General features: G+C 72.9%; 11 protein-coding genes. 4 read left to right on the top strand and 7 right to left on the bottom strand.

Annotation, left to right across the window (positions count from 1 at the left end; all coding sequences use genetic code 11):
• Positions 1–1027 (bottom strand): MmpA family trehalose lipid delivery protein (locus E1295_RS43170; RefSeq protein ID WP_484214006.1); only part of this gene is annotated, 1027 nt, incomplete at its 3' end.
• Between the two features lie 79 nt (positions 1028–1106).
• On the opposite strand from E1295_RS43170, the gene E1295_RS43165 reads away from it, so the two are divergent.
• The gene (locus E1295_RS43165) at positions 1107–2939 is read left to right on the top strand and encodes a hypothetical protein (protein WP_132640352.1); all 1833 of its coding nucleotides are present in this window, start codon (positions 1107–1109) and stop codon (positions 2937–2939) included.
• Between the two features lie 45 nt (positions 2940–2984).
• Here the strand turns inward: E1295_RS43165 and E1295_RS43160 are convergent, their stop codons facing one another.
• Together E1295_RS43160 and E1295_RS43155 are read right to left on the bottom strand one after the other, a co-directional pair.
• On the bottom strand, positions 2985–5222 hold the full coding sequence (locus E1295_RS43160) for an acyl-CoA dehydrogenase family protein (RefSeq protein WP_132640350.1): 2238 nt from the start codon (positions 5220–5222) through the stop codon (positions 2985–2987).
• A gap of 62 nt (positions 5223–5284) precedes the next feature.
• Positions 5285–6199 (bottom strand): hypothetical protein, encoded by a 915-nt coding sequence (locus E1295_RS43155; protein WP_132640348.1) that lies wholly within the window; start codon positions 6197–6199, stop codon positions 5285–5287.
• Positions 6200–6296: 97 nt separating this feature from the next.
• Here E1295_RS43155 and E1295_RS49455 point away from each other — a divergent pair, with 97 nt between their 5' ends.
• From E1295_RS49455 to E1295_RS43145, 3 genes are all read left to right on the top strand, one after another.
• A complete protein-coding gene (locus E1295_RS49455) occupies positions 6297–6461 on the top strand; it encodes a hypothetical protein (protein ID WP_166427696.1) in 165 nt (54 codons plus the stop codon).
• Between the two features lie 229 nt (positions 6462–6690).
• Positions 6691–8121 (top strand): AMP-binding protein, encoded by a 1431-nt coding sequence (locus E1295_RS43150; protein ID WP_132640346.1) that lies wholly within the window; start codon positions 6691–6693, stop codon positions 8119–8121.
• Positions 8122–8140: 19 nt separating this feature from the next.
• A complete protein-coding gene (locus E1295_RS43145) occupies positions 8141–9232 on the top strand; it encodes a S1C family serine protease (RefSeq protein ID WP_132640344.1) in 1092 nt (363 codons plus the stop codon).
• A gap of 9 nt (positions 9233–9241) precedes the next feature.
• Here the strand turns inward: E1295_RS43145 and E1295_RS43140 are convergent, their stop codons facing one another.
• From E1295_RS43140 to E1295_RS49450, 4 genes are all read right to left on the bottom strand, one after another.
• A complete protein-coding gene (locus E1295_RS43140) occupies positions 9242–9781 on the bottom strand; it encodes an OmpA family protein (protein WP_132640342.1) in 540 nt (179 codons plus the stop codon).
• Entirely contained in the window at positions 9765–10397 is a 633-nt protein-coding gene (locus E1295_RS43135; protein ID WP_132640340.1) for a hypothetical protein, read from the bottom strand. Before E1295_RS43135 ends, E1295_RS43140 begins: the two co-directional genes overlap by 17 nt.
• Positions 10398–10451: 54 nt before the next feature.
• The gene (locus tag E1295_RS43130) at positions 10452–13235 is read right to left on the bottom strand and encodes an AfsR/SARP family transcriptional regulator (RefSeq protein WP_132640338.1); all 2784 of its coding nucleotides are present in this window, start codon (positions 13233–13235) and stop codon (positions 10452–10454) included.
• A gap of 13 nt (positions 13236–13248) precedes the next feature.
• A partial coding sequence (locus tag E1295_RS49450) for a hypothetical protein (RefSeq protein ID WP_220449178.1) occupies positions 13249–14031 on the bottom strand: 783 nt, incomplete at its 5' end.

Raw genomic sequence — 14031 nt, 5'->3', positions numbered from 1 at the left:
GCCCGACGGCGGCCAGGAGGGCCAACGGCGCGACGAACTGCTGGGCGTCCCTGAACACCGCGAACCCGCCCCACGCCTCGACCAGCCCGCCGAGGGCCGCCCGGCCGGCCGCGGTCACGCCCAGGCAGGCGATGCCGAAGCCGGCCGCCGCCGCCACCGCCAGCCCCCGCCGGTACGGCAGCCCGCGCGCCACCGCGAACCCGGCGATCCCGGCCAGGCAGAGCACCAGCCTGCCTACTGCGCCCACGACCGTGTCGTATCCCACCGGGACGGCCTGCGCGTTCCAGATCCCGCCCAGCGACAGCAGGCTCCCCACCGCGCCGAACGGCCCGTCCGCACGGGCGGCGAACGCCTCCACCCCGATCGCGTCACCGGTCAGCACCCCTGGCCGCAGCAGCGTGGGCACCAGCCAGGGCAGGCTGAACCCGGCCGGCACCGCCGCCACCCGCACGACCTGAGCCATCCGCGCTCTCCAGGGTGCGCGGCCCTCCGGGAACGCGGCCGTCGCGAGCGCCGTCAGCGCGGTGATCGTCATGGCCGCGAACCCTCCGGCCGCCGCGGGCGCCATCGCGACCGCCGACCGGCGGGCCGAGCCGGCCGCCCGCACCACCCACGGCAGCGCCGCGTACCCGAGCAGCAGCGCCCACTGCCCCATCAGCAGCCGCTCGGCCACGTACGGATTCCACACGTAGAACGTCCCGGCGACCAGCCGGGGCACGAGCCGTTCCGACGGCACGAGCAGCGCCGCGCCCGAGCACCCGAGCACGAACACGCCCAGCAGGATCGCCTTCTGCACCACGTCGGCCGGCAGCACCCAGGACAGCGCCGTGACCACCGCGTCGCTCGGCACCACCCGGGGCGCGCTCCCGGCGAGCCCGAAGGTGAAGCGGGTGAACACCGGATCCGGCACGAACACCATGTCCTGGACCAGCACGAACCCCGGGCCCAGCGCGGGACCGAGAGCCAGGCATCCCAGGGCGAGCCCGAGCAGCACGGCGACCGGACCGGCGCGAAGGGTGCAAGGCATCCCGATATGACATCACAACCGCACAACGGGCATTCCACAACATCATCCACCTCGTTACCCTTCCGAGCAGGAGGACGGGGTGACGACGATCGGGACTACGGCGCGGGCCCGCCCCACCGGACGCGAGGACGCCGTGCTGGCCGCGGGGATCGCCATGATCGCCGTTCAGCTCATCGTGAAGTTCGCCGTGGTACGCCGGACGTACTTCCGTCAGGACGACTTCCACTTCATCGCCCGCGGTCTCGAACAGGGCCTGTCGTGGGACTACCTGATGCGCGTCGACTTCGGGCACCTGATGCCCGGGCCGTTCGCGATCCACTGGGTGATGGGCCGGCTCGGCGTCTACAACGACCTGCTCGCCCACGCCGTCACGATGGGGCTGCTGGCCGCCGCCGGGCTCGCGCTGCTGCGGCTGCTGCACCTGCTGTTCGGGGCTCGCCCGGCCATCCTGGTGCCGCTGGCGTTCTACCTGCTGACGCCGATGACGCTCTCCGCTCTGTCGTGGTGGGCGGTGGTGGTGGAGACCCTGCCGTTCCAGGTCGCGTTGCCGATGGCGCTCGGCTCGCACGTCCTCTACGTGCGCAGCGGGCGTTTCCGGCACGCCGTGGCCGCCGCGGCGTGGACCGTGCTGGCCATGGCGTTCTTCGTCAAGGCGCCGTTCATCCTGCTGCTGGCCTTCGTGCTGACGCTCGGCTGGTTCCCGCGCGCGGACCGCAGGCCGGCGTGGCTGCTCTACCTCACCGTGATCGCGGTCTACGCCGTGGTCTTCTTCCAGCGGCTCTCCGCCTCGGTGACGCTCACCAACGACGCGGTACGGCCGGCGCTGCCCGACCCGGCGACGGCCGCCGGCTTCACCTGGCAGTTGCTGACCTCCCTGGTGTCCACGGCGCTGGGCGGGCCGTGGGCGTGGCAGCCGATCGGCGACGACTACGCCATCGCCGCCACCCCGCAGCCGCTGGTCTGGGCCGGGCTCGCCGTCGCGGCGGCGGTGGTCGCGGCGTCGGTGCGTTACCGGCGGACGGCCTGGCTGGCCTGGCTGACGCTGCTGGCGTATTTCCTGCTGGCCGACGTGGTGCCTGTCGCGATCGGGCGGATCGTCCAGCTCGGGCCCGATCTCGGCGGCCTTGAGCTGAGGTACGTCTCCTCGACGGCGAGCGTGGTCGCCCTCGTGATCGGGCTGGCCTTCCTGCCGCTGCGCGGCGAGGAGCGCCCCTGGTCGCGCCCGCCGCCGAGGCTCCGGCACGCCTGGATCCCGCTCGGGGCGCTGATGGCGGCGGGTTCGCTCTGGTCCGCCGCCGCGTACGCCCGGCTGCCGCTGGGCGAGCAGGTCAGGAGCTACGTCGAGACGGCCAGGCTGGCGCTCAAGCGGGTGCCGTCCGGCTCGGTCATCCTCGACGCCCACGTCCCGGGCAAGGTCGCCCACGCGATGTTCTTCTACGACTACGCCCGCGTCTCCAAGCTCCTCGGCCCGCTGGCGGCGCAGCCGGTCACCTGGACCCGGCGGCTGACCGGCCCGGTGCCCAAGCCCCTGGCCTTCGACGGCCAGGGCCGGTTGCGGCCGGTGGTCATCAGCGGTGTCACGATCCCCCAGCGTGACGGCTGCACGCGGATCTCGGGCAAGGAGACGCGCCTGCGCCTTCCCGCGCCGGTGGCAGCCGGGGAGTGGACGGTGCAGGTCGGCTACCTCAACCCGAAGCCCACCGAGCTGTCGGTGCGGCTCGGCGACGGCACGGCCGCGGTCCGCGCCGGCAGCGGGTTCGGCTGGACCTTCGCTCCCGTCCGGGGCGGCGGCGGCGAGGTGCGCCTGCGCACGCTGGACGGGCGGACGGCCTGCGTCGGCGAGATCCGGATCGGCGTCCCCGTCCCCGCGGAGGACGCCGCGGCGATACCGCCGGACCCGGTGACGCGCTGAGCCGGCCTGAGCCGCCCGGCGAGCGGGCGGCTCAGGCCGCGCGGGTCACTTACCGGGCTCGGGGTCCCTCGGCAGGCCCAGCATGCGCTCGCCGATGATGTTGAGCTGCACCTCGGTGGTGCCGCCGTAGATGGTCATGGCGCGGGTGGCGAGCACCGCCCGGTTCCAGTAGCCGGCGTCGCCGAGCTTCATGTCGGCGGCCGTGACCGCGGCCGTGCCGAGCAGTTCCACGGCGGTCTCGGAGACGTGCTGGGCGTGGGAGGTCGACAGCAGCTTGCGTACGGAGGCGTCCGCGCCCGGCTCGGAGCCGGCCAGTTGCTTGAGCGTGACCCGCAGCGAGAGCGCGTTGATCGAGTGACTCTCGCAGACCACCCCGGCCACCCGCTGCGCCTCCACGGGCGACGGCTCCCGGCCGAGCCGCCCCGCCAGGCCGAGCAGGTCGGACACGGACGAGCCGGTGCCGCCCGAGCCGGACGACAACGAGACCCGCTCGTTGGACAGCGTGTTGCGGGCGACCTTCCACCCCTCGCCGACCTCGCCCACGACCAGGTCGTCAGGGACGAACACGTCGTCGAGGAAGACCTCGTTGAACAGGTTCTCGCCGGTCATCTCCGTCAGCGGCCTGACCGTGACCCCGGGCGCCTTCATGTCGACCAGGAAGTACGTGATGCCCTCGTGCTTGGAACCCTCGCTGGAGTTACGGGCGATGCAGATGCCCCACTCGGCCACGTGGGCGACCGAGGTCCAGATCTTCTGGCCGTTGAGCTTCCAGCCGCCCTCGACCCGCTCCGCCTTCATCTGCAGCGAGGCCAGGTCGGAGCCCGCGCCCGGCTCGGAGAACAGCTGGCACCAGATCATCTCGCCGCTGAGCGTCTTGGGCAGGAACCGTTCCTGCTGCTCCTGGGTTCCGTACGTGGCGATGGACGGCACCACCCACGCACCGATGATCATCTGGGGCAGGCGCACCTTCGCGGCCCTGAGCTCCTGCGCGATCAGCACCTGCTCCAGCGGCTTGGCGTCGCGGCCCCACGGCTTCGGCAGATGGGACATGACGAAGCCGCGCGAGGCGAGCGCCCGCTTCTGCTCCTGGCCCTCCAGCCGGGCGATCTCGGCGATCTCCGCGCGGATCGACTCGCGCAGCTCGGCCGCGTCCTCCGGCAGGTCGATCTCCATCGAGCGGGAGACGCCCTGCAGGGCGAGCGCGGCGACCGTGGCGGCCCACTCGGACGACGGGCCGAGCAGCGCCCGCAGGGTGAGCGCGCGGCGGTAGTAGAGGTGTACGTCGTGCTCGAAGGTGTAACCGATGCCGCCGAACGTCTGGATCGCGTCCTTCGCGCACTGGACGGCCGCGTCGGGCGCCATCACCCCCGCGACGGCGGCGGCGAGGTCCAGCTCCTTGGCCGCGCCGGCGGTCGCGCTCCGCGGAGCCTCCACCTGCTCCTCGGGGCCGGAGCGCCGCTCCGCCGCCCTGGTGGCGTCCCAGACGGTGGCGCGGGCCTGCTCCAGCGCCACCAGCATGCGGGACAGCTTGTGCTTGATGCCCTGGAACTGGCCGATCGGGCGGCCGAACTGCACACGTACCTTGGCGTATTCGGCGGCGGCCGTGACGCACCACGAGGCCAGCCCCGCGGCCTCCGCGCCCAGCACGATGGCCGCCAGGTTGCGTACGTCGGAGCTCTCGACGCCGTCGAGCACCCGCTCCGCGGGCAGCGCCACGCCCGCGAGCTCCACCCTGGCGACGGGCCTGGTCAGGTCGAGCGACGGGAGCGCGGTGACCGTGACGGCGGAGGCGTCGGCCACCACCCACTCCTCGCCCTGCGACGTGCTCACCGGCAGCACCAGCAGGTCCGCCAGCGAACCGCCGAGCACGGGCTCGGCCGTGCCGGAGACGACCAGGGAGCCGTCGTCGTCACGGACGCCGCTCAGCGCGCCGGTCAGGGCGACCGCGCCGGTGAGCGTGCCGTCGGCGAGGCCCTCCAGCAGGTCGTGCCGCTTGGAGACGTCGATGACCGCGCCGGCCAGCACGGTCGGCACGTACGGCCCCGGCGCCATCCGCTCGGCCAGCGCCTCCACGGCCACGGCGGCCTCCAGCAGCCCGTAGCCGGACCCGCCCGACTCCTCGGGCAGGTGCAGGCCGAGCAGCCCCTGCTCGGCCAGGCCCGGCCAGAACGGCGGGCGGCCGTCCACCTCGGCGCGCAGCAGCTCCGCCGGGATGTTCCGCTCCGCCCAGCCGCTCACCGACTCGCGGAGCGCCCCGTGCTCCTCGCTCAACCCGATCGCCATGCTCATCCTCCAGCCAGGTCCGGCACCATGCCAGAACCATATTCTAGAGGATGCTTCTGGGCCTAGAGCGGGCGAAGCTGCTTCACGATGGTGCTCAGGTCACGCCAGCGTTCCTTGTTCGTCTCGGGGATGGAGGCCATGAACAGCGTCGGCTTCGTCCTGCCCACCTCGACCACCGTCACCATGGCCTGGGCGACCTGCGCCTTGCCGTCGTAGGTGTAGGTCACCTTGTAGCCGAGCGTCCACCCCTTGCCGACCGGGAGCTTCTGCGAGGCCGTCCACGCGAGCGTGGCGCCCTTGGGGTACTGCGTGCGGATGGTCCACCGGGCCGCCTCCGTGGCGATCGCCCGGTAGTCGGCGTTGGACGACGGCTTCTTGTCCGGCGCGTCACCGGGGTATTTCGCCGAGGCGATCACCGTCTGCGGGATGGCCACCTTGCCGATCCGCTGCGCGACCGAGAACGGCGGGAAGTCCCTGGCCTTCCACGGTGACCCCAGACGCGGGTATTTGATGCCGGTGTTCTTGTCGGTGATGGTGCCCGTGACCTTGGCCGCCTTGCCGGACAACGCCGGGAACTTCTTGCTCTCCGGCACCGGCGGCAACACGATCGGGCTCTCGGTGGCCGTCGGGCTGGGGCTCGCCGACGGGGTGGCCGTACTCGGCACGGGAGCGACGGCGACCACGTCCTCGGGCTGCTCCTGGTTGGCGGGCACGTCACCGGAGAAGACCACGAAGACCAGCAGCACGGCGAGCACGGTCGCGAGACTGGCCCCGGCCAGGTAGACCACCTTGATCGGGATGTCGCCGAGCCCGCGGGACTTCGGCTTGGACGTACGCTGCGGCACCGGATGCGCCTGCGGCTGCATGTACGGCTGCGCGGGCGCCGGCCGGCCCGGGGGCTGGTTCGGGGGCTGGTTCGGGGGCTGCTGCGGAAACCGGTGCGGCGGCTGGTTGCCGCCCTGAGCGGGGTTCCCCACCCCGGAATGCTGGTTCCCGGTATGCGGCGGTCCGGCGGCTTGAGGCCGGCCTCCCAGGTTCGGCGGCTGGTTTCCCGGGTTCGGGGGCTGGTTCCCGGTGCCCGGCGGCTGGTTCCCCGGGTTCGAGGGCTGGCTCCCGGTGCCCGGCGGCTGGTTCCCCGGGTTCGGGGGCTGGTTCCCCGTACGGCCCGGCGGCTGGTTCTGCGGCGGGTTGCCGGACTGCCCCGGCGGCCGGCCTCCGGGCCGGGCCGGAGGCTGCTGAGCGGGTTGACCAGCGGGTTTCACCGGGGTGGACGCCCCCTGAACCGGCGGCCGGGCGATCTGGACCGTCTCCTCGGCGGGCAGGACGATCTTGCGGAACGGAGTGGTGGGTGGATCATGCTCAGGTCTCTGGTCGCCGACGTCCGCCATGGCCATGAGATTACGTCACGCCGGCGAGGCATAAATCCTCTATTCCCCTTGCAGAATCTTATTCTGTAAGGTCGGCGACTATGAGGGGTTTCTACGAGATCGCGGCCAACGATCCTGAACGCGCCGCCCTGCTCGGCGACGACCAGGTTTCCTACGGCGCTCTGCTCGACCGGGTGAACCGGGCCTCCAACGGACTGATCGCGCACGGCACCGGGCCGGGTGACTGCGTGGTCACCGTGCTGAAGAACGGGCTCGACGCCGTGACCATGATGCTGGCGACGTACCAGATCGGCGCGTACCTGGTGCCGGTCAACTGGCACTTCACGGCCGAGGAGATCGACTACGTCGTGACCGACTGCGGCGCCACCGTGGTGGTCGGGCCGGGCGCGCTCACGGTCGGCGAGCTGGTGGCCGGACGGCCCGCCGACGCCCCCGAGCACCGCCGCGCCGGGTCGATGATGCTCTACACCTCGGGCACCACGGGCCGGCCCAAGGGCGTGCGGCGGCGGCTGCTCGACCTGACGCCCGAGGAGCTGTACCCGATCCTGATGCGCAAGAGCTGGCGGCACTTCGGGCTGCCGATGGGCGGGGTGCACCTGGTGTGCTCGCAGCTCTACCACTCGGCGCCGTACGGGCAGGCGATGATGGCGCTGCAGTTCGGGCACACGATCGTGGCGCCGGAACGGTTCGACGCGGCCGGCGCGCTGCGGCTGATCGAGCGGCACCGGGTGACGAACGCCTTCATGGTGCCCACCATGTTCCACCGGCTGCTCGCGGTGCCCGATCGGGAGACGTACGACCTGTCGTCCCTCATCCACCTCTACCACGGCGCCGCGCCCTGCCCGCCGGCCGTCAAGAAGGCGATGATCGACTGGCTGGGGCCGGTGTTGTGGGAGTACTACGGCTCCACCGAGGCGGCCGTGGTGACCATGGTGTCCTCGCAGGAGTGGCTGGCCAGGCCCGGCACGGTCGGCAGGGCGCTGGACGGGATGGCGTTCACGATCGTCGGCGAGGACGGCGAGGAGGTGCCGCCGGGCTCGCCGGGCCAGGTGTACGTCGAGGGCATCAACCGGTTCGAGTACCACCGCGACCCCGGCAAGACGGCGGCGGCCATGCGCGGACGGGCGTACACGCCGGGCGACATCGGCTATCTCGACGACGAGGGTTACCTGTTCCTGCTGGACCGGCGGACCGACCTGATCATCTCCGGCGGGGTCAACGTCTATCCGGCCGAGATCGAGGCGGCGCTGCTGGAACACCCCTCCGTGGCGGACGTCGCGGTGATCGGCGTGCCCGACGCCGAGTGGGGGCAGCGGGTCGTGGCGCTCGTGCAGCCCGCGGCGGGCGTCTCCGGCGGCCCGGGGCTCACCGCCGAGTTGCTGCGCCACTGCGAACCGCGGCTGGCCCGGATGAAGCATCCGCGGGTGATCGAGTATCGCGCGTCGTTGCCGCGTACGCCGACAGGCAAGCTGAGCAGGCGTAACGTCCGGGAAGCGTATCTTTCCAGATGAGCTGGGCACAAAGCCCTGTATGAGGGAGTTCGTCGCAGCACTGGCGGCCACCGCCGTGTTGCTCGCAGGTTGCGGGTCAGCCCCGTCGCCACCGGGTGCCGCCACGCCGACGGGTACGGGCACCACCACGCCGACCGGGACGGACACCGCCTCCCCGACGGCCTCTCCCACGACGTCGCCGCTCCAACTCGAGGCGGCGTACGAACGGGTCATCACGAACGTCCTGCCGTCCATCGTGCAGATCACCACGAAGGTGGGCCTGGGCTCCGGCGTCGTGTTCGACAAGGCCGGGCACATCGTCACCAACGCGCACGTGGTCGGCCAGGCGGAGGAGATGGAGGTCACCCTCGCCACCGGCGGCCCGCCGCGCCCGGCCAAGCTGGTCGAGTCGTTCCCCGCCGGAGACCTCGCGGTGATCAAGGTGGACCGGCCTGACGGCCTGCGGCCCGCGACGTTCGGCGACTCGTCGAAGCTGCGGGTCGGCCAGATCGTCCTCGCCATGGGCAACCCGCTGGGCTTCTCGGGCAGCGTGACGAACGGCATCGTCTCGGCACTCGGCCGTACGGTCTCCGAACCGCAGTCCGCCGGCTCGCCCGGCGCCACGATCGCCGGAGCCGTACAGACGTCGGCCGCGATCAACCCCGGCAACAGCGGTGGCGCGCTCGTGGACCTGTCGGGTCAGGTGATCGGCATCCCGACGCTCGCCGCCACGGACCCCGACCTGGGCGGGGGTGCGGCTCCCGGCATCGGCTTCGCGATCCCCAGCAACACCGCCACCGACATCGCCGCCCAGATCGTCAAGGACGGCAAGGTCACCAACACCCACCGGGCCGCGCTGGGCATCAGGGGCAGCACGGTCATCGGCGACGACGGGCAGCCCTCCGGCGTGGGCGTGGCCAGGGTCGAGCGCGGCGGAGGCGCCGAGAAGGCCGGCATCCGGGCGGGCGACGTGATCGTCTCGGTCAACGACAAGGAGACGCCGACCATGGCCGAACTGGCCGAGGCCATCACGGCGCTCAAACCCGGCGACAAGGTACGCGTGGGGGTCATCCGCGCGAGCGGGAAGCGGGAGACGGTCACCGTGACGCTGGGGGAACTCCCGGGCGACTGAGCCCGGGGATCATCCCTGCTTGGCGGTGAAGATGATCTCGACGCGGCGGTTCTTGGCCCGGTTCTTCTCCATGGGCTTGCCGTCCACCACGTTGGGCAGCTTGGGGCGGCTCTCGCCGTACCCCTTCGCCTGGAGTGTCACGCCGCCGCCGGTCAGCATCCCACGCATGGCCGCCTGCACGGCCCGCGCCCGGCGCTCCGAGAGCGTGGCGTTGTAGGAGTCGCTCCCCTGGTCGTCCGTGTGCCCCTCGATCTTGACGACGCCGCCCGCGCCCTCCTCGCCGATCTTCCCGGCCACCTCCTTGAGCCGCTGCTCCGCCTTGCCGGTCAGCTTCCACTTGTCCAGCTCGAACAGCACGTCGCTGGTGAGCGCGACCGTCACCTCGCGGCCCTGCTTGCGCTCGCTCTGGGTACCGTCGAGCGACTCGATCTCACCGATGACGTCCTCCACGGGCAGCACCAGGTCCTCGACCGGCCCGGTCGCGTCCGGAGGCGCGCTGGGAGCCGGCGACACCACGAGAAACAGCGCGAGGCTAAGAGATCGGAACATCGGTGAACACGCCGAACATCGGCATCTCAACGTTGATCTTCGTGACGTCGGCGGGCGGAGCGGCGAAGACCGCGTACAACGTGGACGAGTCGCCCTTCTCCAGGAACTGGCCCTGGGTGCCCGAGCACACACACTCGGCGTCCTCGCCCGTGCCGTTGCGGGCCACCCGGTAGCGCTTGGCGTTGACCGGGTCGATCAGGGAGACGGCCGACACCGTGTAGTCGAGCGGGCTCCCGCTCATGCCGTTGTGCAGGTTGACCTTGCCGTCGAGGGTGGTGACCGTCCAGTTCAGGCTGACCGTCCTGCCCTGGCGCTTGAGCGCGGTGATGTCGGCCCTGGCCTTGCCGTGCATGTCGCCGGCGCCGACGTTCGCCTCCAGGGTCGAGATCGCCTTCGTGCTCTGCGGGGGCGCGCTCTGCCCCGCCGAAGGGCTCTGCTGCTGCTCCTGCGCGGGCTGGTCCTGGGCGGGCGAGTCCTGGGCGGGCGAGGACGCCGGAGTGTCCGGGACGGCGGCCTGCGACTGCCGCTCCTCGCCGCCGCCGCCCGACTGGCCGGGCAGCACTCCGCAGCCCGCCAGCGCGACGGCCGCGACGGTCAACGCGAACGTCTTACGCATGTCGTGATCACCTTCATCTTCGGGGATGTGACCCTCACCGTAGGAAAGCGACCTTCAGGATGTGCATAGTCCGCGTCGCCTGCGTGTTTCCTGTGCGAGCCGCTGCGCCTCGGCCGTGCCCTGAACATCACCGAGGCCGTCAAACTCTTCCATAGCACTCATAAGGGCCTCAAGTGCCCCATCGAGATCGTCCAGGTCGATCATCGCCCGTGCCAGCACCATCAGGGCCTGGGCGGCGCCCCGGCGGTTCCCGTACGAGGTGAAGGTCTTCAGCGCCGACCCCGCCGAGGCCGCCGCCTCGGCGGGAACCCCCTCCGTCCTCGCGAGCTCGGCGAGCACGAGCAGCACCCCCGCCTCGCCCAGCGGGTCACCCAGCTCCCGGTACGCGGCCAGGCTCGTCTCCAGCGGGCCCGCGTCCATGCGCAGAGCGCCGAGAGCGCGTAAGGCGTCGGCCCTGCCACGCCGGTCGCCGGCCTCCTCGAAGACGTGCAGCGCGCGGGTGAAGGCCCGTTCCGCCTCGTCCGCGCGCGTCTGGACCAGGCCGAGCCGCAGCGTGATCCGGGCCAGTTCGAGCCCTTCGACCAGCGGCTGCGCCGCCCGCAACGCCGCCGCGGCCGCCTCGGTGCGCCCCTCCGCCCTGTGCAGATCGGCCAGGCCGCGCAGCAGCAGCGCCTCGCCCTGCCGGTGACCCGCCGCCCTGGCCGCGTCGAGGCCGGTCGCCGTCGTGGCGTGCCAGTCGTCGTGGTGCGCGCCCAGCTCGAACAGCGGGGTCAGGTAGAAGGCCAGCCGCCATGCGGCCTCGTACAGGCCGGACCGGTAGAAGTCGTCGACGGCGGCCACCAGGAACCGGCGTTCGGCGGCCAGCCACCGCGCCTCCCACCGCGCCCACCCGGTCTGCGGTCCCATGCCGCTCCCTCCGGTCAGGGCCGGGCCGGGTGCGGCGGGACCGGTCAGGTGCCAGCGGGTGAAACCCGGGTCCCAGTCGGCCGCCTCCGGTGGGGCGCCGGTCCGGCCGGGCGGGTGGATCTCCGTGCGGCCGGTGCCGGGCTCCGCGGGCAGGAGGGCGGCCCTGGCCTGCCTCGTCCGCTCCAGGACGGTCGCCGCCCTGGCCTCCAGCACCGTACGGGCGCCGCCGCCCTCCTCCGCGAGCCGCTCGGCGGCGTAGAGCCGGGTCAGGTCGTGCCAGCCGTACCGTTCCTGCCCCGCCTCGTCCAGGCCGCGCGACTGCAACAGCCCGGCCTCCGCCAGCGGTTCCAGGTCCGCCCCCAGGACCCACGACGCGAAGTCGGGCGCGGACAGGGAACCGAGCTCGCGCAGCAGCCGCCGCTCGGGATCGGGCAGGCCGCGGTAGCCGAGCGCGAGGCTGCCACGTACGGCCAGGTCGCCCGCGCTCAGCTCGTCGAGCCTGCGCCGTTCGTCGCCCAGCCGGCCCGCGAGGTGGTCGAGCGTCCAGCCGGGCTTCCTGGCCAGCCGGGACCCGGCGATGCGCAGGGCCAGGGGCAGACCCCCGCAAAGGCGGACGATGCGCAGGGCCGCGTCCGGCTCGGCGCGTACCCGGTCGTGCCCCGTCACGCCGCCGAGCATGGCCACGGCCTCGTCGTCGTCGAGCACCCCCAGTTCGTACGCCCGCGCGGCCTCCAGCCCGGCCAGCGGGGACCGGCTCGTCACGAGCGTGAGGCTGCCCGGACCGGTCGGCAGCAGCGGGCGCACCTGGGCCTCGTCGGCGGCGTCGTCGAGCAGCACGAGCAGCGTCCTGTTCGCCGTCATGCTGCGGTAGAGCCGGACGCGCTCGTCCAGCCCCGGCGGGACCGCGCCGTCGGGGCAGCCCAGCGAGCGCAGCAGATCCTCCAGCACGGCACCGGGCGGCCTGGCGCCGAGCGCGGCGTAGAGGCGACCGCCGGAACGCTCGATCCCGGCGGCGGCGTGCACGGCGACGGCCGACTTGCCGCAGCCGGGCGGGCCGTGCAGTACCAGGTGCACGGGGGCGGCGGCGTGCTCGCGAGCCTCCGTGCCGATCCAGTCGAGCACCTGGCGGCGTCCGGCGAAATCGGAAATGTCGGGCGGCAGCTCGTTGACCGGCGCCGCGTCCTCGCCGCTCCGCCGGCCGGTGGCCCGCGGGTGCTCGTCCGACAACACCCGCCGGTGCGCCTCGGCCAGCTCAGCGCCCGGCTCCAGCCCCAGCTCCTCGACCAGCGTGCGCCGCGCGTCCTGGTAGGCCCCGAGCGCCTCCGAACGGCGGCCCGCCTGGTGCAGCGCCTCGATGAGACACACCCAGGCCCGCTCCCGCAGCGGATGGGCGCCCGTCAGCGCCCGCAACTCCCCGACCACCTCGGCGCCCCTGCCCAGGCTCAGGTCCAGCCGCACCCGCTCCTCGACCGCGGTCAGGCGCAGTTCCTCCAGCGGCACGGCGTACGACCTGCGCAACACGGACGACTCGACGTCGGCCAGCGCCTGCCCCCGCCACAACCCCAGAGCCGCCCTGAACGTCTCGGCCGCCTCCGCGACCCGCCCTTCGTCCCGCCGCCGCCTCGCCTCGGCGACCAGCCGCTCGAACCGGTGGCAGTCGACGTCGTCCGGCTCCACGTCGAGCAGGTAACCGCCCGGCACCGTACGGATGCCGCCGACCAGTTTGCGCAACGCGCTGACGTACACCCTGAGCACCGACTCCGCCGACGCGGGCGGCCGGTCGTCCCAGATCACCGACATCAGCCGTTCGACCGGCACCTGCTCCCGGGCCTGAAGCAGCAGCGCGGCCAGCAACGCGCGGTGTTTGGCCGGGCCCGGCGCCTGCCCGCTCCCGGCCCGCAGCGGCCCGAGCACACCGAACCGCACGTTCACGCGCTTTCCCGCATCACTCGCCCACGGGCCTGAGCGCGAAGGAGTCGAAGCGCACGCGGGCGGACTCGGCGGCGGCGGAGGCCGCGTGCACGCCGGCCTCGCCGGGACCGTAGGGATCGCCGGTGTCGGACACCTGCGCGACCAGGCGTTCGTTGAGCCACATGCGCAGCGTCACCTTGCCCTCGCTCTGACCGCACTCCGCCACGATGCGGTTGCCGGCCGCCTTCTCCGCTTCCGCCGGGCCGAACAGGATCTCACCCCGCGTGCCCGTGCGGCGCTTGACGATCGTGACCCTGCCCGTGCCGCTCACCGCGAACTCGTAACGGTCTCCTGACCGGGCCGAGCCACGGCACCACACACCGTACTCCCCGTCGCCCTCCTCCAGCGTGGCCTTCGCGCTGATGATCACGCCGCTGTCCGGCTCCCGCCGGGGCGCCGACTTCCACAACCGCCAGGACGGTTTCACGGTCAGCTCGTACGCCGCTCCCGCCAGCCGGGCGTTGCCGCCGTCCGATGGGCCGACCGCCCACGACTCCCCGAAGCCCGCCTCGTACGGCCAGCTCACCCGCCCCAGGCCGGGCACGGCGACGGCGGCGGTGACGGCGGTCACCAGCACGGCCGCGCCGACCGCCCACGGCCACCACCGCCGCCGGCCCGGCCCGGCCCGCGCCCGCACCGGACCCGGGCGGTGGCCCTCGTGCCCGGCAGGCGGCCGGCCCGTGCGGTGGGCGTCAGGGGCGACGGGTGAGCGGCTCTCGTGGTGGTCCCTGGCGGCATCGGGCGGCGGGGGCGGAAC

It is taken from the genome of Nonomuraea mesophila, assembly GCF_004352805.1.
Classification (GTDB): Bacteria; Actinomycetota; Actinomycetes; order Streptosporangiales; family Streptosporangiaceae; genus Nonomuraea; species Nonomuraea longispora.
The sequence above is the reverse complement of the archived record's forward strand: the minus strand, read 5'-3'. Positions and strand labels throughout refer to the sequence as shown.

Coding starts and splice junctions, on each gene's coding strand:
- E1295_RS43160 (WP_132640350.1), bottom strand. CDS start 5,222: ATGGCGATCGGGTTGAGCGAGGAGCACGGGGCGCTCCGCGAGTCGGTG.
- E1295_RS43145 (WP_132640344.1), top strand. CDS start 8,141: ATGAGGGAGTTCGTCGCAGCACTGGCGGCCACCGCCGTGTTGCTCGCA.
- E1295_RS43150 (WP_132640346.1), top strand. CDS start 6,691: ATGAGGGGTTTCTACGAGATCGCGGCCAACGATCCTGAACGCGCCGCC.
- E1295_RS43135 (WP_132640340.1), bottom strand. CDS start 10,397: ATGCGTAAGACGTTCGCGTTGACCGTCGCGGCCGTCGCGCTGGCGGGC.
- E1295_RS43140 (WP_132640342.1), bottom strand. CDS start 9,781: ATGTTCCGATCTCTTAGCCTCGCGCTGTTTCTCGTGGTGTCGCCGGCT.